Here is a 20860-nt window from a genome sequence, read left to right on the forward strand (position 1 = left end):
AGGCGCTTCCAAGTGATGGGCAGTTCTTGATCCCAAGAAGCAGTCTCCGGCAACAAACGTCAACTGCTGGCGGCTCTGCTCCATCAAATCTGCACATAAGCTGCGCGAAACCTGAATTGCCGCAGGAAACATGGCCTCACGAAAGGCCCTGACATGTCCGATAGATGCTCATTGATACTCTCCGTCCTCATTCTGATCTCAGCCATGACCTTCGTCCGTTCGATTGTCGAGTTGCCGACCAACAGCCGCTTGGCGATCTCGGTCCAGGCATGGTCCGGAAACTGAAGCAGACCGAGCGAACAACAGCGGTGACCTGAAATGATGTCGTTTTCCATGAAGCGAAGTGCGGTGATTGTGAGTGTTTCGCTCCTCGCCCTGGGCGGTGGCGCCCTGTCGCTGGACCGCCTGATGGCGGGCTCCGACCTTGAGCCGGAGTTCACGCAGCCGGTAGCTCTCGGAACGATTGAGGAGACAGTCCTTGCCAATGGCGTGCTGGAGCCGGCGCGCATGGTCAATGTCGGTTCGCAGGTTTCGGGCCAGCTGAAGATCCTGCACGTTCAACTGGGTCAATCCGTTCGGCAGGGCGATATCATCGCCGAGATCGATAGCACCGCTCAATCCAATGCCTTGCGCAGCGCACGGGCGGCACTCGCCAATGTGCGCGCCCAGAGGGCGGGACGATTGGTGCAGTTGCAGCAGGCACGGCAGGCCTATCAACGTCAGCGCATTCTGATCAATCGAAGCGTCACGTCCACCGCCAATCTCGAGACGGCCGACGCCGCCTTCAAGGCGCTGGAAGCCGAGGTCGAGGCGCTTGAGGCGCAAATTGTCCAAGCCACCGTCGAGGTGGAAAACGCCGAGTCCAATCTTGGCTATACAAGGGTTCAGGCACCGATGGATGGCGTGGTCGTGGCCGTTGTCGCAAAACCCGGCCAGACCCTGAATGCCGTTCAAGCCGTACCCACGATCGTGGTTCTGGCGCAGCTCGATGTCATGCGCGTCAAGGTGCAGATCTCGGAAGCTGATATTGGCCGGGTGCATCAGGGACAGGATCTGCGCTTTACCATCATGGGCAGCCCCGACAAGCCAATCCCCGCAAAGCTTGAGCAGATCGAGCCCGCGCCATCCACGCTGGCGACAGACAGCAGTTCACAGCCGGGTATCACAGGCCAGCCGGCATCACAGGCTGTTTATTACAACGGGCTCTTTACGACCCCGAATACCGACGGACGTCTGCGCCCCTCCATGACGGCTGCTGTGACCATTTCTTCCGGCAAGGCCACGAATGTTCCGTTGATGCCCTGGGCAGCCTTGACCAACCGCGAAGCGGACGGCCGCTACCGGGTCAAGGTGCGCTCGTCACAAGGCGTAATCTCCGAACGTCGCGTGCGGATCGGTCTGACAGACCGCATCCATGCCCAGGTGCTCGAAGGCATCTCCGCCGGTGAGCATGTCGTCCTGCCTGCCGATGGAGAACTATCCTCTTCGGCCGATCTGGTGTCGATGTGAGTGCGCTTCTGGAACTCTCCGGCGTCACCCGTTCCTATAGAACCGGTGACGAGACCGTGACGGCCCTGGCCGGCATAGACCTGATCATTGAGGCGGGGGAACTCGTCGCCATCGTTGGCACCAGCGGCTCCGGCAAATCGACACTGATGAACATTCTCGGATGTCTCGATCAGCCGAGCAGCGGTGATTACCGGATCGGCGGGCGAAGCGTGTCCGGCCTTTCGGCCAATGAACTTGCCTCCATGCGCCGTGAGAATTTCGGATTCATCTTTCAGCGTTATCACCTGCTGCCCTCGATGACGGCAGCGGATAACGTTGCAATGCCTGCCGTCTATGCCGGCACCGACGCAGCGACACGCGCAGCCCGGGCCGGGCAACTGTTGCAGCGACTCGGTCTCAGCGAAAGGGTTGGCCACCGCCCCGGCCAGCTGTCCGGTGGCCAGCAGCAGCGGGTATCCATTGCACGTGCCTTGATGAATGGCGGGCGCATCATTCTGGCTGACGAGCCCACCGGCGCGCTGGACAGCGCCAGCGGTGAAACCGTTCTGGAGGTCCTGCGGGGGCTTCACACGGAAGGTCACACGGTCATCATCGTCACGCATGACATGCAGGTTGCCGAAAAGGCCGACCGCATTATCGAGATCCGTGACGGGCGGGTGCTGGCTGACAGGCGCGTGCGCGAAACGGTGCGCGAGACGCCTCTTCCCGATATCGCCACAAGCGAAACGCCATCCTGGTTCAGCGGATTTGTCGCCAGGTTTTCGGATGCATTTCCGATGGCGCTGCGTTCCATGGCGGCCCAGCGAACCCGCACATTCCTGACCATGTTCGGCATTGTGATCGGCATTGCGGCCGTGGTCTCCGTTGTCGGCATGGGCGAAGGATCACGCCGCCGGGTTCTTGCACAGATCAGCGAACTTGGCGCCAGCACGCTGACGATTTTCCCCGGCCGTGGCTGGACCGATGAAAAGGCTGGAAGCATTACCTCGCTGGTTCTGTCCGATGCGTCTGTCCTGTCGGCCCAGCCCTATGTGGCCGGCGTGACACCGCTGGTGACGACTACTGCGCGGGCGCGCTCGGACCAGACCTCCCTCAACGCCACGATCAATGGGGTGGGCGCGGAGTATTTCGCCATCAACGGCATCAGGTTTCTCTCCGGCCAGAACTTTCCGCAAGACAGCATGGAGCGTCGGGGACAATACGCCATCCTCGACGATCGCACCGCATCGGCCCTCTTTCCGCGCGGAGATGCGCCCACTGGCAAGATCGTCATGCTGGACCGCATGCCGGTCACCGTCACCGGCATTGTCGCACGGCCACGCAGTGCGGCCGCAGACAAGAGCCTGCAGGTCTACATTCCGCACACCAGCGCGGCGGGACGATTGCTTGCAGCCTCCACCAGCCTTGCTGCCTTGAGCGTTCGTGTTGCGGAGGGGCGCGACACCGCCGTTGCCGAACGGGCCATCGTTTCGCTGCTGGAGCGGCGACACGGAACCAAGGATTTCTTTGTCTTCAACAGCGACCAGATGCGCCGCACCATGGAAAGCGCGTCCCAGACGCTGGCTGTCCTCATCTCGTCCGTGGCCGTCATCTCGCTCGTCGTCGGTGGGGTCGGGGTCATGAACATCATGTTGGTTTCGGTGACCGAGCGCACCAAGGAAATCGGCCTTCGCATGGCCGTTGGCGCCCGCCGGCTGGATATCATGCTGCAGTTCCTGATTGAGGCCATCGTGATCTGCGTCGCCGGCTCGCTGGTCGGTGTGGGCCTCGCCCTTGCGCTGGCCGCACTATTGGGCGGGGCAGAGGGTGAAATGCCGATGGTGATATCGGTCCATGCCATTCTTGGTGCCTGCGCTTCGGCTTTCCTGATTGGCCTTTTGTTTGGGTTTCTTCCGGCACGGGGCGCATCCCGCCTCGATCCCGTCGATGCCTTGTCTAGAGAGTGAGAGCATGTTGCTGCGTCCCGTCCACACATTGCGCCGACGCCTTTGTGTTCTGAGTATCCCATTTATCCTCTCCGCCTGCAGCGTGGCAGATCTTGAGCCGACGGCTGCAGCACCCCAACTGCCGGCAACCTACAGGCTCGCCAATGCTCCTGCGCCGAGCGTTGCAGCGACGGGTGAAAACTGGTGGCATCCCTTCCATGATCCGGTGCTGGATGGCCTTCTCTCCCGGACGGCAGAGCGCAATCTCACGGTCGCACAGGCGCGACAGCGCCTGGTGGCTGCACGAGCCCTCGCCCATTCGGAAATTGCCAGTTACTCGCCCAGCCTCGGCGTGACCGGGCTTGCCCAGGGAGCAACGGGCAAGTCCAATGACAAAGATCTGACCCGACGCCCGCTCCAGTTCAATCTGGAACTGGGTTGGGAAGTGGCTCTCTTCAGCGAGGACAAACTGAAGCAAAAGGCTGCGGATCTGAGCGCCTCGATGGCGGCCGAAGACCTGAACGCCGCCCGGCTTGCCGTGACGACCGAGACAGCATCCACCTATGTGAAGCTTCGCGCCCTCCAGAAGCGGGCAGACATAGCGAGGGGCACAATCACGCTTCTGTCCCGCAGCCAGAGGCTGGCGACCAATCGGGCTCAAAATGGCCTTGATACCCGGCTTCAAGCAGATGCCGCAGCAGGGCGCCTCGATGCTGCAAAGCTGGAAGGCACAAGGCTGGAAACGGCCATTGCCGATACACTGCAGCAGATTGCCACCTTGCAGGGCAGCGCCACATACGATGCCTCATTGGCATCCGCGCATCCGCAACCGCGGGCATCCATCTTCCAGACCAGCAGCCAGCCGGCAGACCTTCTTCGCCGACGCCCGGATGTACGGCGCGCCGAGATGACGGTGTTGCAGGCCGGCGCGGAACTGGGGCTGGCGCAGGCCGATCTTTATCCAAAGCTGCATCTTTCGGGCATGATCGGCATTGGTACTCCCGTTAACGGCAATCTCTTCGGATTGATGGGGGGGCCTTCGCTGCAACTGCCTATTCTCGACCAGGGAAAGCGGCACGATCTCATCGTGGCCCGAAAGGCGATGCTGGAGGAGGCAACGGCTGCCTATCGCCAGAGCGTGCTTGTTGCCTATGAAGAAGCATCCACCGCCATTCGCGCCTTGCAGATTGCAAGACAGAATGTCGCCCGGCAGGAGGGCATTGTTTCGTCCGCCCGACGTGCCAGCAAGGCGGCAGGCCTTCTGCAGCGCGAGGGCTTGGCCGATGCATCAGGCTCAGTGAGCGAAAGCCTGTCTGTTCTGGAGGCCGAGAACCAACTGTCCCAGGCGATCGAGGACGAAGCGCTGGCGCAGATCGCCGTGGTCAAGGTTATGGCAGGCACGGCATCTCCAGTTGCTCCTCCTGCCGCCAGGACCGGGGGTTAACCGTGGCCATCTCCATTGCACGCAAAACCCTGCTGCACGAATGGCGCCGCTTCCTGCCGGCTTCGATCGCGATTGCCTTTTCCGGTGTATTGATGACGGCACAAGGCGCATTGTTGCTCGGGATCGTGAGTGCGAATGCGCTCTATGTCACACAATCCAACGCAGCCTACTGGGTGGGTTTTCCCGGCACGCAAAGCGTTGACCTTGGCCGAACCGTCAAGGCGGATGCCGTCACGGATCTCTATGCGGAAGCCAACATCTCGCATGTCGAACCGTTCCTGCTGGGTTCGGGCGACTGGCGCGGCGGCCATGGTGGCGGCGTCAGCGTGACGATCGTGGGTGTCGATACCGCTGCGGATGGAACCGCCCTTGCAAAGGTATTGCCGCCGGAAATGCGCAACAGACTGACGGAACCGGGCACGGCCGCGATCGACCGGGCGGACAGTTCCAAACTCTCCGCCCGGCTGAACGATGTGGTCGAAGTGAACGGAAAAGCGGTGCGCGTCATCGGCTTCATCGACGGTCTGCGTGGTCTCGGCGGCGTCAATCTCGTGACGTCACTGGAGACAGCACGGGCACTGGATTCAGCCTTGCCTGCCGCTGGATCCGCCACCTATTTTCTCTATGACCTCCGGCCGGGCACCGATGCCGCAGATATTCTACAAGACCTTGGCAACCGCTCCGGCATACCGCGTTATGAGGTGTGGCCCGCCGACGAACTGGCCAGCATTTCCACCATGTACATGCTGCTGGATTCTGGGGCCGGCATCGCATTCGTCTTCGCCACGCTGATTTCCATGTTGATCGGTGCGGTGATCACCAGCCAGACGCTGATGGCAGCCGTCGCCGGAACCATTCCGCAATATGCAACGCTTCGCGCCCTTGGCGTTCCCTTCCACAGTCTGCGCAGAATCGTGATCGAGCAGGCGGGCTGGGTTGGCATATCCGGCCTGAGCCTCAGCCTTGTTATCAGCCTGCTGCTGGCCGGTGCCGCCGCCTTCTATCGTGTGCCCTTCGAATTGCGGGGGAGCGTGATTGCTGGCGCCTCGCTGGTGGTGCTCCTTGTGGCGCTTGTCGCGTGTCTGCTCGCGGTTCACCGTCTGCGTCAGGCAGACCCCGCCACGCTCCTGAGGTGATGCCATGCAACGACCCGCCATCCGTGCCGAGGGCGTCGGCAAATCCTTCACCATACAGAACATCCGCACCCGAGCCCTCATCGACGTGTCGGTGGACATTCTCAGAGGTGAATTCACCTTGATGATCGGCCCGTCCGGCTGCGGCAAGAGCACCTTGCTTGCCATTCTGAGCGGCATGACACCGCCAGATCACGGCGCTGTTTATGCCGGAAAAATCAACCTTGCCGAACTGACCGACGACCAGCGGGATTTGTTCCGCCTGAAGCATTGCGGCTTCATCTTTCAGGGCTTCAACCTGTTTCCGGGACTGAGCGCCCTGGAGCAGGTCCAGGTGCCGCTGGACTATATGGGTGTGCCCGAGGAGGAAGCGCGCGAAAGGGCAAGGTTCGCTCTGGAACACGTAGGCCTCTCTCGCCGTCAGCATTTGCGACCCTCCGAGATGTCCGGCGGCGAAAAGCAGCGCGTTGCGATTGCGCGCGCTGTCGTCAAGCGTCCGGCCATCCTGTTCGCAGACGAGCCGACGAGTGCGCTCGACACTGAAAATGGACAGAACATCGTCGCCATTCTTCGCGAAACCGCCCGGGAAACCGGCACTGCCGTGCTCTGTGTTTCCCATGATTTGCGTCTCCTGAAGTCAGCAGACCGGGTTCTCCAGATGGAGGACGGTCGCCTGCTTCGGGATATGCGCCCCCGCAGCTCCACTGCCCTTACAGGATAATGACACCATGAAATTACCGCGCAAAAATCGATATTTGGCGCCTCTCCTGGCCGCCGGTATTCTCACGCCCCTAGCCTTGTGGCTAACCTCCGAAGCTCCGAGTGCCGGAGAAGATGTGCCGAAGGCCGATGTGGGGCGCCCGCCGATTCTGGCCGCCGCGCGTGGCGTGGTCGACGTGGAAGGCGGATTGCTGAAAATTACCGCCCCACGCGACGGGATGGTACGCTCGGTAAAGGTATCCGAAATGAAACGGGTTCGGACCGGAGACATCCTGGCGGAACTTGATAGCCAGCAGGAGCAGTTGGCAGCAAGGATTTCCGAGGAGGAAGCGCTCCAGGCCGAAGCACATTTCAAGCTCTTGCAGGTCAAGATGAAGAGCCTGGAAAAACAGGTGCAGCGAATGCAGCGCGCCGCCGCGGGTGAGGCCGTCTCCGATCAGGCTCTCGATGACATTCTTGCCAGCCGCGACAGCCTTGCGATCGAGCTCAAGATGGCTGAGTCTGCAGCCGGTGTCGCCCGCAGCCGCAAGGAAATGGCCCAGCACGAGGTCGAACTGCGCACCGTGCGGGCACCGGCCGATGGCCTGATCATCCGCCAGTTTGCCCGGGTCGGCGAAGTGGTCTCGGCCCAGGCCATGTCGGAACTGTTCACTCTGCTTCCCGATGGGATGAAGATTGTTCGGGCCGAACTGCCTGAGCAGTTTCTGGGCGACGTCCAAGCAGGCGTGCCTGTGGAGGTTGTTGCCGAAGACCGGATGACGCAGGCCGTTCCTGGTTCCCTTGACCGGATATCTCCCGTCCTCATGCAGTCCAGCAATCAAGTCAGCGGCGAACGCAACGATGTGCGCACCGCAACCTCCATCGTGACCATCGACCAGAATGCGCCATTCAGGATCGGCCAGCGGGTTATCGTCAGGGTCTACAAGTAATCTAATTGGCCTTCTGCGTGAATATCCGTGTCCGGGAGATGCCCGGACACGGCCCAGATGGCGCTCGTCAGGCGGAATGACTTGGCGATGAGAGACACCAAACGCCGAGCATGATCAGCATGCTGCCGCCAATCTCCACGATTGTGACGGGCTCTCCAAAAAAGAGCCAGGCAGATGCGAGGATAAAGACATAGCTGATGGCCGAGAGCGGAAACGCCTTGGCAAGGTCCAGCTCCGACAGAACACGCATCCAGATGAAGAAACAGACGATTTCGGCGAGGATTGCGCCTGCGAACCATGGTGAGACAAACAACTGCGCCAGCCAGCCGGTCTCACCGGTCTGGGAGATCGCCAAAGCGCTCTGTTTCAACAGGAGTTGCTGCGCTGTGTTGAGGACAGGCACAGCGAGCCAGAAGGCGCTGAGACGGTTCATGGGTCCTGCTTTCCGGCCTGGGGTATCGCGAAAAAGGCAGCCATCTTCATGAGGCAGGCCTGGATGACCGGATTGCGATGCCGAAAGAACATCGAATTTTGCGTGAGACTGCTGCCCAGCCTTATCTTGTTTTCATAATAGGCTTGGCCGCTTTGATAGCGACGATAGCCATGCTCCAGGCAATAGCGAACATTCTCGAACCAGCTGAGATAGTAGAGATTGTAGGCCCGCCCAGCATCCGCATCCATGCAGAAAAACTTGTCGATCAGCCGCAGCCCGTCCCGAAGGACAAGGTTGAAGGCGAGAACCTCTCCATCCACACTGTAGACCGTGCAGAAGGAATTGCCCGGCAGACGGGAGAGTATTCCCTCGAAATAGGCGGCCGTCAGTTCTTCGAACTGCCATTCGCTGCGTTCGCGTGTGCTTGCATAGATTTCCATGAAGCGCGGCAGGAGATCCCCGAGTTCGGTCACCCGTTCGATCTGCACTGTCGAGGCGCTTCGCAACTTGCGCCGCATATCCTTGCGGGTCCCGGCAGACATGCGCTCCAGATAGGCATCGACAGTTTTGAAGTCGATGTCGAGCCAGGCAGTCGCCATGCCCTCCATGGAAACGAACTGTTCCATCTCCAATGCCTTGGAAAGCGGCGCCGCCATGGGCTGCGGAATGTCCTTCAGCGCGAAGAGGCTGTAGCCCTCTCTTTCAGCCTCCGCCTGAAAACTTCTCAGCAGCTCCACCAAAAGGGCCTTTCGCCAATCCTCGGGTACATCAGGTCGGATACCGATCTGGCCGGTCTCGGTGCATGGGGATCCGATGCAGGCAAGGCGCAACTTGAGAAAACGAGGAAACACAGCGCGGATCCGTTCCACGAACTGTGTGAGGCGGCCCCGCTCCAAGGTGGTTTCCAGCCCGTAGTCACATAGGAAGGCAGGTGCCGCGGCCAGAACGCGCCCGCGATGACAGACCGTGACATAGCGCCAGTCGAAACCAACAAGTTGCGCCCTCTCCACGGCCAGCAGGTAGTCATAGCTTTCGACCTCGCCTGGGAAGCAGGCATTCCAATCCTGCCGCGCGATGTCAGAGATCGTCGGCACGATCCGGACTTGAAAATTCTGGGGCAACGGCATGAAAGCCGGGACGATCTCGATATCAGGTTGCATCAGCATGATGGGTCTCGAAGAACTGTGTGGAAAGCGCGGCCACCTCGCGATGTTGCCGGTCCACATGGATCATATGATAGCTGTCATTCAGCCAGTGCAGCATCTTGGGCCCGCCGAGGTGCTCGACGATGTAGCGGGCGTGGTTCGGGCCGCTGAGATCGTCCTGTGTGGAATGCACCACCAGAGTCGGCGTTGTGATATGCGGCAACCTCTTCTTCAGGTGCCGGCCCAGGCGGTCCATTTCGATGACGCCGCGTCCGGGAAAGTGGCTGAGCACGCCATCGGTCTCCATGGCGGCAATCAGCCTTCGCATCCGGTCGTCCTTGATGCCGAGAGACGGCGTCTCGCTGAAATTCAGTCTGTCGATGAAGGGGATATGCGACAGCCAGCGGATATGGGGAGAAAGCCAGGTATAGTGCTGCGGCACATTCCAGCCGTCATACTGGAAGCAGGGCGAATAGATGGCTGCCGCGCGAATGGGAGAGCCGGCGCTTTCGGCCGCCAGCAGGGAAAGTTTTCCGCCAACACATATGCCAGCGGCAAAGACGCCATCCATGCGCTGGCCAAGCCAATCTGCTGACCGCTCCACAGTCTCCAGCCAATCGGTCCAGCGGGAACGGCGTAACGCATCGGGGCTTGAACCGTGGCCGGCCAGCAGGGGCGCAAAGACGGCATAGCCGAATCGGCGGAACTGCCTGGCAATCAGCCGCATTTCACCCGGCGCCCCGCTCATTCCGTGAACGAGCAGCACGGCCTTGCCGTTCGTTCCCTCCTCGAAGAAGGAGAGACGGTCATCGAATGCGGTCCCTCGCAAGGAGGCAACCGCTTCAGGACGCCGCCGGAACTCAGATCGCACCCCAACCGGGATGGCTTCGACCACTGGAGACTGTATCATTTTCCCATAAGCCCGATGCAAAGAACGCCGGCAGTGATCAAAGCGACCCCCACCCGATGTCGAAAAGTCAGTGTTTCCTTGAAGATCAGAGCTCCGGCGATCGCGATCACCATGTAGCTCGATGCCATCAACGGGAAGGCAAGGGACAAAGGCAGGTGCGTCAGCACATATGTCCAGGCAACAAGTTCCGTGCCCCAGAAGACAAAGCCCGCAAATGCCGCAGGGTGCACGAACATGCGCATGCCACCGGTGCCGGAAGCCAGTTTGAAGCAAACCTCGCGTGCGGCTTCTGCAAGAACACAGAACACGACAAGCGCCAGCAAGGGGCCGTTCAATGCACCACTCATCCCATGACCTCCATCAGGACATGCATGAGAGAGAGATTGGTGCTGGCATTGATTGCAGACGCGCGCTTGGGATCGGGGCCGACCCAGGGCTGATCGATCAGGATTTCCCCCCGCTTCAGGGCCTGTGTCGCAAGTGATCCCCGATAACGCGGTCGCGAGTAGTCCCCGATAACATCGGCGCCCGCGACCTGATGGCGTCTTCCAACTTCGCGGATGAGGCGCAGCACTGTGGCGAGCTGCAAACGGCCCTGATCCCAATTGGTCGCGGCATCCTCGGCACAAAGGACATCCTTGTCGATGGTAATGTAAACGGCGTTGGTTGCGATGCGCGACAGCAGACGTTCGATGAACATCTCCTCGGAAAAATCCCGCATCTGCACCCAATTCAGATGCTTGCCCCGCTGCCGGTAGCTGGCACCTTCTCCGTAGTGCTGACGCACCGCGCTTGGTGCATGTTCATAGGGAAAGACCTCAAGGCGCCCGCTCGATAGCAGCCCCAGATTGGCGCCCTTGCGTTCAGGCGAACGAAGGTCATCGCTGCAGACCCCAAGCGTAATGACCTTGTGGACGTTCCAATGCGTCAGCGCGCTGCCAACCCAGGAGCCGCAATGAATGCCATCTCGGAAATGAACCCAGTCCGGATGGTTATCGATATGCACGACCGTGAGGGGCTTGGCGATTGCATCTGCGGCCTCCTGGATCAGAAGCGCACTGACGTGGTGAAAGTCTCCGGACCCCATGAAGCACAGGCGCGGATGCCAAGGGGGGGTGGGGGCATGGCATGCGAGTCTACGCTTCAGGGAGTCCAGAGGTCCCCTCCTGCTCCACAGGCGAATGGTTTGCCCGAGAACCTTCTCGCTCATTTCACGAGCACCGGACTTCTCCGCGGCCGACCTGAAGTCGGGCTGAAGTTCCAAGGCATCGTCCAGATGGAGCAGGAGAAGATTCAACGATCTATCTCCGTTCCGCGCGGGTCAGGAGCTGATCGAGAAGCTCGATGGCGAGTGCGATTTCCTCGTTCGAAATCATAAGGTTGGGTGCGAGCGTGATGACGTTCTTGTGGTAGCCGCCAACATCGAGCACGAGGCCGTATTTCTTGCCCTTGACCAGAAGGTCGCCCTTCATGCCTTCGTCCGACATCCAGTCGAGCGTGGCCTTGTCAGGGGTAAAGCCGTCCGACTTGCAGATTTCCATCCGCAGCGCGAGGCCCAGGCCATCCACTTCGCCCACGATCGCGTGACGCTTCTGCAATGTCTTCAGACCATCGAGGAAGAGCGCGCCCTTTGCCATCACGCTGGCGCCGAAGTCGGTTTCACCGACCATGGTCAGCGTTTCCAGGGCAACAGCCGTTCCCATCGGGTTGCTGGCGAATGTCGAATGGGTGGAGCCGGGCGGGAAGATCGTCGGGTTGATCATCTCCTCACGAGCCCAGACGCCGGAGAGCGGATTGAGGCCATTGGTGATCGCCTTGCCGAACACCAGCACATCCGGCGAAACGCCGAAGTGTTCGATCGACCACAGCTTGCCGGTCCGGTAGACGCCCATCTGGATTTCATCGACCACCAGCAAGATGCCGTGATCATCAAGCACTTTCTTGATCCCCGTGAAGAAGTTCATCGGCGGAATGACATAGCCGCCAGTGCCCTGAATGGGTTCGACATAGAAAGCGGCATATTCGGACTTGCCGGCCTTCGGATCCCAGACGCCGTTGTATTCGCTCTCGAACAGGCGCGCGAACTTCTGCACGCAATATTCGCCATACTCCTCCTTCGACATGCCCTTGGGGCCACGGAAGTGGTAGGGAAACTCGATGAACTGCGCGCGATCGCCGAAATGGCCGTAGCGACGGCGATAGCGATAGCTTGATGTGATCGAGCTGGCACCGAGTGTGCGGCCGTGATAGCCGCCTTCGAAGGCAAACATCAGGCTTTTGCCATTGGTATAGTTGCGCACCAGCTTCAGCGAGTCTTCTATGGCCTGCGAGCCGCCGACATTGAAGTGCACCCGACCCTTGTGGCCGAACTTCTGCTCGGCATCCTGTGCAATGAGGGCCGCCAGCTCCACTTTTTCGCGGTGCAGATACTGCGAAGCGACCTGCGGCAGGCTATCCAGCTGGCGATGGGCCGCCGCGTTCAGACGCTCGTTGCGGTAACCGAAGTTGACGGCGGAATACCACATCTGCAGGTCGAGGAACGGGGTTTCGCTGGCGTCGTACATGAACGAGCCTTCGCAGCCGCTGAAGAATTTTGGCGCGTCCGTGTAGTGAACCGTATCGCCATGCGAGCAATAGGCGATCTCCAGACGGCGCAGTTCGTCCTCCGACAGCGCGCCTGCGGCGTCGGCGATTTTCAGTTGAGGATGCATGTTGAGTGATTTCCTTTTGATTATGCAGTCTTGGCCAGGAGCCGCGGAATCCTTGCGGGCCGGGGCTGGAGAAGAACTTCGATGGCGGTCTGCACCTCACGGAAGGTGGTATAGGGGGTGAAGGGGATCGCGTTCTCGGTGCAGTAGGCCGCAAGCTTCTTCTTGGCGAAAACCCGGTCTGCGATCTGCGACACGCAGAAATCGCTACGACCGTCACCGACGTAGAAGTGGTGCGCGGTAGGATGGATCAGTGCACATTTGCAAACGCCTGACCCTGCCGCGCATTCCGGTCGCGCAAACGGCGTGTCGAGACGGTATTGAAGCGCGTCCCCATTGGCCACGACGGTCAGGCGATTTGCCTGAACGTGCAGATGACCAAGACCATGGGCGGACAAAACGCGGCGGATGAACCAGTCCACGCCATCGCTAACAATGGTCAGCTTCAAGTCTTCGGACGCGCAGAAGGCAGCGAAGGCGGCGAAATCGGGATCGATTTCGAGGCTGTCCAAGAACGCGTTGAGGTCAGATATCGAAACATCCAGCAGCCCGATTTGGGAGCGCATGCATTCGGCGGAGGTGATGAGCCCTGCCTCCCAATCCTGCTCGAGACGTATCCATTCCTTCGCGGCGAACCGCTCAAGGACCTGATCCGTGACATCATTCAACGAGATCGTCCCGTCGAAGTCGCAGTAGACGTACATATTCTGGCTCCGGAAATCTGGCGCGGCGTAGGATGTTCACCGACGCTTGCGGAGAAGCCCGCTTGCGTCATGGCCATCAGGTGAACCCCTTCTGTCCAGATTTTGTGGAGGAATCGCAGTCTTTGCATGGACGAGGCCTGCCTGACGGCAAAGACAGGCACCTCTCGTGCAGGAACTACTTGCGAGTGGTTTGATAGGTTCAACCACCGACGGCGACTGGAGCCATCTGATAATGCCAGCCAAAGCAAATGACCTGCGTTACGCCATGCTGGACGAACCGGCCATGGCCGCAAAACTTAAACCAAACGGTCTCCGGCAAACTCGCATGGACTTTGCCCCAAAGCTTTGTACAGTTTTGAGTTCGCTCCAGCGGTTTTGGGGTGCTGTATTCTATTCCGTTGAGACGGATTGCGGTGCGGAGCCATGTGGGCGGCCGTCATCAGTGTGGTGGATCGGTTACTGAGCTGCCGGACCTCAACGCGTGGCTTTAAAACTGCCATACAGGTGAAGTTGCCGTATCGGCATCGTCGCCAGGCAACGGCCGTAGGGCAGCTCAATTGGATCAGCTTTACCTGTGTTTGGCATCCAGCCAACCGGTGATCAGGTCCCGGTATCGTTCGCCGCTGAAGCTGGGAAAATGGCCGCCGTGAACCACACGTACCGGAAAGGTCAGCAGGCGCTCCATTGAGGCGAGATAGTCGGCGGCGTTCGAATGGTAGGTGTCTTCGATCAGGGGGCCGTCGTAGAGGATGTCGCCGGAAAACAGGATCTCTGTCGCCTTTTCGTAGAGCGCAATGCCGCCCGGCGAGTGGCCGGGTGTGTGGATGACTTCGAACTGCCGGTCGCCGAGGTCGATCACATCGCCGTCTTCGAGAATGCGTGTCGCGGGGGCCCGCCTGACTGCATAACATTTCGAACAATAGGGCTCGGGCGGTAAAGCGTCGAAGATGTCGTCGGTGACATAGGGGTCGGCCAGCGTGTTTTCGCGTGTGGGATCGGCGAGAAGATCCGCCTCTGCCGAATGGACCGCGCGGCATTCGAATTCGTGGTGGCAGCCGATGTGATCGAAATGCGTGTGACTTGCCACCGCGATCAGCTCGCGTTCCGTCACAAGGGGCACCCATTCGCGAAGCGAGACGACGCCCATGCCGCTGTCAACAAGCATGTCGCGATCGCGGCCGCGCACATGCCAGATGTTGCAGCGGTAGAACTCCTGGATATGCGGTTCGCAGATATAAGTGACGTCGTCGTCAAGGCGGCGGATGCTGTACCAGTCCTCGGGGCGCATGCGCGGCTTCATGATCAGCCTCCTAGGCCTCGGTCAGGGCTATGATGGTGTCTGCCTTCACGGCGAGGTCGAGCATATCGCCAGGCTTTGGATGTGCGGTCTGCGGCAGATGGGCGGTGATGACGATGTCTGGTCCGCTCTCTGGTTTCAGGTGGCACCGGTGATGCGCGCCGAAGAAGGCGCTGTCGGTGATCCGGGCGCGGCCCAGCGAAACGGCTGTGCCTTCTTCTCCGGTCGAGCGGAAGTGTTCGGGGCGGATGCACAGGGTGACTTTGCTGTTCACCTCAGGGCTGCCGGCGGTGAAGGCGGTGATCGGAATGGCGGTGCTGCCGAGGGCAGTTTCCACCTGCGCATGCTCACTCGCAATGGCGGTGACCCGGCCAGGGAGAAAATTGGCCTCGCCCATGAAGCCTGCGGCGAACAGCGATCGTGGCCGCATGTAGACGTCCGAGGGCGCGCCGACATCCTCGATGCGGCCGTGGTTCATCACCACGATCCGGTCGGCGATCGCCATCGCCTCTTCCTGGTCATGCGTGACATGGATGAAGGTGGTGCCGACACGTTTCTGGATGGCCTTCAACTCGTCCTGCATCTGGCGGCGAAGCTTCAGATCCAGCGCGCCGAGTGGCTCATCGAGCAGCAGCACATCAGGATCGACCGCGAGCGCCCGGGCCAGCGCCACGCGCTGGCGCTGGCCGCCGGAGAGTTCGTGCGGCTTCTTCGTTGCAGAAGCCTTCAGCCCGACCAGATCGAGCATGGCGAGCGCCTTGTCGTTGCGCTCGGTCTTTCCCATGCCGCGCATGCGCAGGCCGAAGCCGACATTGTCGATGAGCTTCATGTGCGGAAACAGCGCATAGTCCTGAAACATGGTCGTCGTCGGGCGCTTCGCAGGTTCAACATGGGTCATGTCCCGGCCGCCGATCGCGATGGTGCCGGCGCTCGGCTCGATGAAGCCGCCGAGGATCGAGAGCAGGGTCGTCTTGCCGCAGCCGGAGGGGCCGAGCAGGACGATGAATTCGCCGGCTGCGATCTCGAGCGAGACATCGTCGAGCGCGCGGAAGGCACCGAAGACTTTCGTGGCGTTGCGGATCGAGACGTCTGCGGTCATTGGGATTTCCCGGATTTTCTGAAGACGGCGAGTTCCATGATGATGAGGAACGCCACCGAGATGAGGAAGACGACGCTGCCGATGGCATTGGTCTTGGGGTCGAGGCCGGAACGCAGCATGCTCCAGATCTCGACCGGCAGCGTCACATCGAAGCGCGACAGGAGGAAGGCGATGATGAATTCGTCCCAGCTGAAGGTGACCGACAGGAAGAAGGCGGCAAGAATGGACGGCATCAGCATCGGAGCCGTGACGAGCGCCATGACCTGCCAGTCCTTCGCGCCGAGATCGCGTGCGGCACGTTCGATATTGACCTGATGGCCGCCCATGGAGGCGTAGATGATCGCGAAGCAAAGCGGCAGGTTGATCACGACATGACCGATGCCGACGGTCCACAGCGACAGCGAAACATTGAGCCTGGACAGGAGCGACAGCAGTCCAAGCCCGATGATCAGCGTGCTGACCGTCATCGGGGCGACGATCAAGGCGCGCTGCAGGCCGGATGCGGGAAGGGTGTAACGGGCAAAGGCATAGGCTGCGAGAAACCCGAGCAGACAGGAGATCGCCGACGAGATGATTGCGACGATCAGCGAGTTGAACAGCGCTGCCATCAGCTTTTCATCGGCAAAGATTTCGCCATACCAGCGCAACGTCAGGCCATGCAGAGGAGGCACGGGCAGTGTGCCGTCCTGGAAGGAGAAGAGCACGAGAACGGCCACCGGCAGAAAGATGAAGACATAAAGTCCGCTGGCATAGAGGATCGCAAGGGCCGTGTTGAGGTGCCGCATGGTTACGTCCTCTCCATCTTCAGCCATCGGGCGCAGGCGAGATAGGCGATCGTCACCACCACCATCAGCACCAGCGACAGAGCCGCTGCCATCGGGAAATCGGCGCGGCGACCGAGCTGCAGCATGATGACCTGCGGCAGCACGAGTTCGTTGTTGCCGCCGAGGATCTGCGGGGTGATGTAATCGCCGATGCAGAGAACGAAGGTCAGGAAGGCGCCGACCATGATGCCGGGTAGCGTCAATGGCAGGATGACGTGCCAAAAGGTCTGGAAGCCGCTCGCCCCGAGGTCGGCTGCCGCGCGGCGGTAGTTTGGTGAGAGCTGGACCAGATTGGCGTATATGGTCAGCGTCAGAAGCATGACGAAGAAGTGCACGAAGCCGATCACTGTGCCGGTCCGGTTGGCCGAAAGCTCCAGTGGCTCGGCGATCAGCCCTGTCCACATCAGCGTCTGGTTGACGACGCCCCCCTTGGAGAGCACGAGAAGCCAGGAATAGGAGCGCACCACATAGGAGGTCCAGAACGGCAGGATCGCCATGATCAAGGCAAAGCGCTGCCAGCGGCGCGGCACGCGCTCGGCGATGATCCAGGCCAGCGGATAGGCGAGGAGGATCGAAATGACGGTGACGATGGCGGTCACTTCGAGGGAGTTGAACAGTGCTTTCAGGAGATGCGGCTTGCCGAAGAAGGCCACATAGTTGTCGAGTGTCCAGCTGGCGACGATCTCGCGCCGCTCACGGGTCCACAGGCTGATCGCCGCCATATAGAGAAATGGGACGAGGAAAAAGGCGATGGTCCACAGGACCGCCGGCAGCGCAAATCCCCAGGCCTTGCGGCGTTCTCGACGGTCCAGGGCAGTGGCGGTCATGGACGAGACACTCCGTTCTTGGATATCGGCTGTCCGGATGGACGGGGGACCGGCTGTCATCATGGCGGCGACGCGGGTCATGTCGGTTCAATGCTTCACTTCAATCAGCAAATCCCGTTGTGCCGGGAGGAGAGAGCAGACCCTCCGTCGACAATGCAAAGATGGCGGCTGGCGCCTACACATCATCGTCCAGGAAGATGCAGCGCGGCCGGCCTTTTGCCGCCGCGCCGCACTGACGGTTTACTGCTGCAGCATTTCCGTCCAGATGTCTTGCATCGCTGCGTCCAGATCTGCATCCGCAACCGGATAGAGCTGTGTCTTTTTCAGGTATTCCGGCTGCTTGTCCCATCGCAGAGCCGCCTTCTGCTCGGCTGAGAGTTGCGCGCCGGCCTTCGAGTTTGCCGGCATGCCCCAGTAGCATGAGGAGGTGGCGAGCTTTGCCTGCCCTTCAGGGCTCAGGATGTACTGGACGAACTTGGTGGCGAGATCCTGCTTGGTCGAATTCTTGAAAACGCCAATCGACTGGGCCCAGCGCAGGGCACCCTGCTGCGGGACGGTCCAGTCGAGGTTCGGTTTTTCGGCGGTGAGACCCGCAGTGACCCACTCGCCGCCACCGAGAATGATGTCGACTTCGCCGCTGACCAGCGCCGTCTGCGAGGCGACGACGTCACTCACCTGGCGAGCAACCTTCTTCATCTCGAACAGCTTTTCCCGGATCGCCGGCAGGTCGTCCTCGGTCAGGTCCGCTGTTTTCTTGCCGATGGCAAGACCCGTCAGGCCGATCATCGGCAGGTAGTAGTCGTAAAGGGCGATGCGGCCCTTGTACTTGTCGGACCAGAAGATCGAGAGGTCTTCCATGTCCTTCGGGTCGACCTTTGTCTTGTCGTAGGAAATCGTGTTGTAGCCGAACTTTTCCGTGACGGCGTAGATCTTGCCGTCCTTGGTGTTGTTGGCCTCCATGCGGACCTCCGGGAAGATGTCGGCAGTCGGCAGCTTGTCAGCCGGGATTTCGGCGAGGAGGTCCATCTCTATGGCACGCGGAACGTCGACACCGTCGATGACGAAGACGTCCCAATCGCCGGGACGCGACTGTTCCACGATCGACAGACCGGCGCCTGTGCCTTCATATTCCTTCAGATTGACCTTGACGTTGTTGGCTTTTTCGAAGGGCTCGATCAGCGCGGGGTCCGTGTGGTCACACCAAACGAGCGCGTTGAGTTCCTCCTGGGCGAAGGCTCCGCCTGACAAAGCAGACATGGCAACTGTCGCAAGAAGCAAGCGGCGGGAGAGCCCGCCAAGTACGGTCTTTTCCATATGTTCACCCTCTTGTCGAAGACCCCATCGAGCCCCCGTGTTGAATAGTGGCACTCGTTTCGGCGCCTTGAGAAAAAGATTGAGTGAATTCATTTTTTAAGTCAATCTCAAATTTGAGGAGATTCAACGGAGGTAACATGACCGGATTGCGCGCCCGCCAGAAGGCCGACAGGAACCGCCGCATCCTGGAAGCGGCCACCACCCTGTTCCGCGAACAGGGCTATGACAGTGCTCGCATCGAGGACATCGCGGAGATGGCGGAGGTCTCGGTCGGCACGCTTTACAACTACTATCAGAACAAGGGCGATATCCTCGTCGCCACGGTTTCGATGGAAGTGACCGAAGTGATCGAGGCCGGTGAGCGCATTGTCGCCAACCCGCCGCCGAGTGTGAATGAGGCGCTCGGCGCGCTGATCGACCAGTATTTTGATCACTCGCTTGTCTATCTCAGCAAAGAGATGTGGCGCACGGCGATGGCGTCCGCAATCCAGCAGCCCGAGACTCCTCTGTCGAAGCGCTACACCGAACTTGACACATGCCTATGCGCCCAGGTTGTCCAGCTGATCGGGACGCTCCAGCGGCGCGGCGTTGTCATCGCAGGCGTCGACACGCGGGCACTGGGGGAGGTTTTCTTCAACAATCTCAACATGATGTTCATCGAGTTCTGCAAGCATGAGAGCATGCCACTCGAACAGTTGAAGACCCGCGTCGCGGAGCAGAATCGCCCGATTGCCGAATTGATCAGCAGCGTCAAGCGTGTTGGTCCCGCTTCGAATTCCTGAAGACATGACAGATCATACGATAGAGGTGCTTTCCGCAGCAGACGCGCTCCTCGCCGCCTTCGGTCGCCATGATACCAAGGCCTATTTCGACGCCTTTGCGCCGTCGGCAACCTTCATCTTTCACAATCTCGACCGCATTCTTTCCACCCGCGCCGCCTATGAAGCGGAATGGGCGCTCTGGGAAAGCCGGGACGGGTTTCGCGTCAAGGCTTGCCGCTCGACGAACCGCGCTCTGCAGCTCGTCGGGGATGTCGCAATATTTACCCATGCCGTGGAAACCGATCTCGTGATTGGCGGCCAGGATGTGGTCAACCACGAGCGTGAAACCATTGTCTTTGCCCGTCAACCGGACGGTCAATGGCTGGCCGTTCACGAACATCTCTCACAGCTCCTCACCTAGCCGCTGCTGGCTTGCGTCTCAGTTGCGCTGGCATGATCTCGCGATCTTGCCGGAAGCCGACATGGTCTTCACAGCCTGATCGGCGATGCTCCGCGGTCAGGCGCCTGCGGCCAGTTGGTGGCTTGCGATTTCGGTATCTAAAAGAGGTGTTGTGGGGAAATCTGCCCTGCCATAGCGTTTCAGCCAATGGACCGACGGACCGGAGGAATTGGAATGTGGCGTTGCGTTCTCGGCCTTGCCATTTGCTCAACTCTTCTTGTTCCTGTCACGGCAGCAGCTAACGACTGTCAGCCGGTCGCTGATGCCTATAATGCGCTGGGAAAGGTGCCGGCATACAAGCAGACCGTGGTGCTTAATGGCAAGCCGTTGGCCGAGTTCATCGTGGTGGGTGATCGGCTCTACACCAAGCGGGAATCCGGCTGGACCGCGGTCGACCTAGGCGCAGGCGGACGCGCAGCAACGCAGAAAAAGGTCATCCCCGATGCTGCCAGTCTCAAGGGTTGTGCCCGCATAGGTGATGACAAGGTCGCTGGTAAAGATGCAGTGATTTATGCCTATACCCCGCCACCGATGGAAGGTGGGCTCGATCTCGGTCCGCAACGCGTGTGGATCGGCACGGCCGACGGACTGCCGCTGCGCATGACCTCGGAGCAAGCCAAGACCGATGTCACCCTCTCCTTCGACAATGTCACGGCACCGGTCCCGTGAGCCCGCGCCGCTGCAAAGCCCGGATGTCGCGTATCTTGGCTGTGGCGGA

General features: G+C 60.3%; 21 protein-coding genes. 9 read left to right on the forward strand and 12 right to left on the reverse strand.

Features of this window, described 5'->3' with window-relative positions; translation table 11 throughout:
* The first annotated feature begins 318 nt into the window (after nucleotides 1-318).
* From DFO46_RS22845 to DFO46_RS22870, 6 genes are read left to right on the forward strand one after another with little or no spacing between them, the layout of a single operon-like run.
* The gene (locus tag DFO46_RS22845; protein ID WP_120279227.1) at nucleotides 319-1509 is read left to right on the forward strand and encodes an efflux RND transporter periplasmic adaptor subunit; all 1191 of its coding nucleotides are present in this window, start codon (nucleotides 319-321) and stop codon (nucleotides 1507-1509) included.
* Nucleotides 1506-3455, forward strand: coding sequence for a MacB family efflux pump subunit (locus tag DFO46_RS22850; RefSeq protein ID WP_120279228.1), 1950 nt, complete (start codon nucleotides 1506-1508; stop codon nucleotides 3453-3455). Before DFO46_RS22845 ends, DFO46_RS22850 begins: the two co-directional genes overlap by 4 nt.
* A 4-nt stretch (nucleotides 3456-3459) precedes the next feature.
* Nucleotides 3460-4878, forward strand: a complete 1419-nt coding sequence (locus DFO46_RS22855; RefSeq protein WP_183042011.1) for a TolC family protein — start codon at nucleotides 3460-3462, stop codon at nucleotides 4876-4878.
* Between the two features lie 2 nt (nucleotides 4879-4880).
* Entirely contained in the window at nucleotides 4881-6014 is a 1134-nt protein-coding gene (locus tag DFO46_RS22860) for an FtsX-like permease family protein (RefSeq protein WP_120279230.1), read from the forward strand.
* Between the two features lie 4 nt (nucleotides 6015-6018).
* On the forward strand, nucleotides 6019-6732 hold the full coding sequence (locus DFO46_RS22865) for an ABC transporter ATP-binding protein (RefSeq protein WP_120279231.1): 714 nt from the start codon (nucleotides 6019-6021) through the stop codon (nucleotides 6730-6732).
* A 7-nt stretch (nucleotides 6733-6739) separates the two neighbouring features.
* Complete coding sequence (locus DFO46_RS22870) at nucleotides 6740-7660, forward strand: HlyD family efflux transporter periplasmic adaptor subunit (protein WP_120279232.1); 921 nt, start codon at nucleotides 6740-6742, stop codon at nucleotides 7658-7660.
* A 67-nt stretch (nucleotides 7661-7727) separates the two neighbouring features.
* Here the strand turns inward: DFO46_RS22870 and DFO46_RS22875 are convergent, their stop codons facing one another.
* From DFO46_RS22875 to DFO46_RS22930, 12 genes are all read right to left on the reverse strand, one after another.
* A complete protein-coding gene (locus DFO46_RS22875; protein WP_120279233.1) occupies nucleotides 7728-8093 on the reverse strand; it encodes an EamA family transporter in 366 nt (121 codons plus the stop codon).
* Entirely contained in the window at nucleotides 8090-9259 is a 1170-nt protein-coding gene (locus tag DFO46_RS22880) for a GNAT family N-acetyltransferase (protein ID WP_245422701.1), read from the reverse strand. The genes DFO46_RS22875 and DFO46_RS22880 overlap by 4 nt, the downstream gene beginning before the upstream one ends.
* Nucleotides 9243-10067, reverse strand: a complete 825-nt coding sequence (locus DFO46_RS22885) for an alpha/beta fold hydrolase (RefSeq protein WP_245422702.1) — start codon at nucleotides 10065-10067, stop codon at nucleotides 9243-9245. Before DFO46_RS22885 ends, DFO46_RS22880 begins: the two co-directional genes overlap by 17 nt.
* A gap of 77 nt (nucleotides 10068-10144) precedes the next feature.
* Nucleotides 10145-10471: an EamA family transporter gene (locus tag DFO46_RS22890; RefSeq protein WP_348627769.1), complete on the reverse strand. Its 327-nt coding sequence runs from the start codon at nucleotides 10469-10471 to the stop codon at nucleotides 10145-10147.
* A gap of 20 nt (nucleotides 10472-10491) precedes the next feature.
* Nucleotides 10492-11235 (reverse strand): arginase, encoded by a 744-nt coding sequence (locus tag DFO46_RS22895; RefSeq protein ID WP_348627770.1) that lies wholly within the window; start codon nucleotides 11233-11235, stop codon nucleotides 10492-10494.
* Between the two features lie 214 nt (nucleotides 11236-11449).
* Nucleotides 11450-12859, reverse strand: a complete 1410-nt coding sequence (locus DFO46_RS22900) for an aminotransferase class III-fold pyridoxal phosphate-dependent enzyme (protein ID WP_120279237.1) — start codon at nucleotides 12857-12859, stop codon at nucleotides 11450-11452.
* 20 nt (nucleotides 12860-12879) lie between these two features.
* Nucleotides 12880-13560: an MtnX-like HAD-IB family phosphatase gene (locus DFO46_RS22905; protein ID WP_120279238.1), complete on the reverse strand. Its 681-nt coding sequence runs from the start codon at nucleotides 13558-13560 to the stop codon at nucleotides 12880-12882.
* 568 nt (nucleotides 13561-14128) lie between these two features.
* Nucleotides 14129-14860, reverse strand: a complete 732-nt coding sequence (locus tag DFO46_RS22910) for an MBL fold metallo-hydrolase (RefSeq protein ID WP_120279239.1) — start codon at nucleotides 14858-14860, stop codon at nucleotides 14129-14131.
* A gap of 10 nt (nucleotides 14861-14870) precedes the next feature.
* Complete coding sequence (locus tag DFO46_RS24340; protein ID WP_120279240.1) at nucleotides 14871-15956, reverse strand: ABC transporter ATP-binding protein; 1086 nt, start codon at nucleotides 15954-15956, stop codon at nucleotides 14871-14873.
* Nucleotides 15953-16741 (reverse strand): ABC transporter permease, encoded by a 789-nt coding sequence (locus tag DFO46_RS22920; protein ID WP_210210663.1) that lies wholly within the window; start codon nucleotides 16739-16741, stop codon nucleotides 15953-15955. The genes DFO46_RS24340 and DFO46_RS22920 overlap by 4 nt, the downstream gene beginning before the upstream one ends.
* A gap of 2 nt (nucleotides 16742-16743) precedes the next feature.
* Nucleotides 16744-17607, reverse strand: a complete 864-nt coding sequence (locus DFO46_RS22925; RefSeq protein WP_120279274.1) for an ABC transporter permease — start codon at nucleotides 17605-17607, stop codon at nucleotides 16744-16746.
* 240 nt (nucleotides 17608-17847) lie between these two features.
* A complete protein-coding gene (locus DFO46_RS22930) occupies nucleotides 17848-18864 on the reverse strand; it encodes a spermidine/putrescine ABC transporter substrate-binding protein (RefSeq protein ID WP_245409024.1) in 1017 nt (338 codons plus the stop codon).
* A 194-nt stretch (nucleotides 18865-19058) separates the two neighbouring features.
* On the opposite strand from DFO46_RS22930, the gene DFO46_RS22935 reads away from it, so the two are divergent.
* The 3 genes from DFO46_RS22935 (at nucleotide 19059) to DFO46_RS22945 (ending at nucleotide 20811) form a co-directional block, all read left to right on the forward strand.
* Nucleotides 19059-19703 carry a TetR/AcrR family transcriptional regulator gene (locus DFO46_RS22935; RefSeq protein WP_120279242.1) on the forward strand — a complete coding sequence of 215 codons (645 nt, stop codon included), beginning with the start codon at nucleotides 19059-19061 and terminating at the stop codon, nucleotides 19701-19703.
* Nucleotides 19704-19707: 4 nt separating this feature from the next.
* Nucleotides 19708-20103 carry a nuclear transport factor 2 family protein gene (locus DFO46_RS22940; RefSeq protein WP_120279243.1) on the forward strand — a complete coding sequence of 132 codons (396 nt, stop codon included), beginning with the start codon at nucleotides 19708-19710 and terminating at the stop codon, nucleotides 20101-20103.
* A 213-nt stretch (nucleotides 20104-20316) separates the two neighbouring features.
* Complete coding sequence (locus tag DFO46_RS22945) at nucleotides 20317-20811, forward strand: hypothetical protein (RefSeq protein WP_120279244.1); 495 nt, start codon at nucleotides 20317-20319, stop codon at nucleotides 20809-20811.
* Nucleotides 20812-20860: the final 49 nt, after the last annotated feature.

Source organism: Rhizobium sp. AG855, assembly GCF_003610655.1.
Taxonomy (GTDB): Bacteria; Pseudomonadota; Alphaproteobacteria; order Rhizobiales; family Rhizobiaceae; genus Allorhizobium; species Allorhizobium wuzhouense.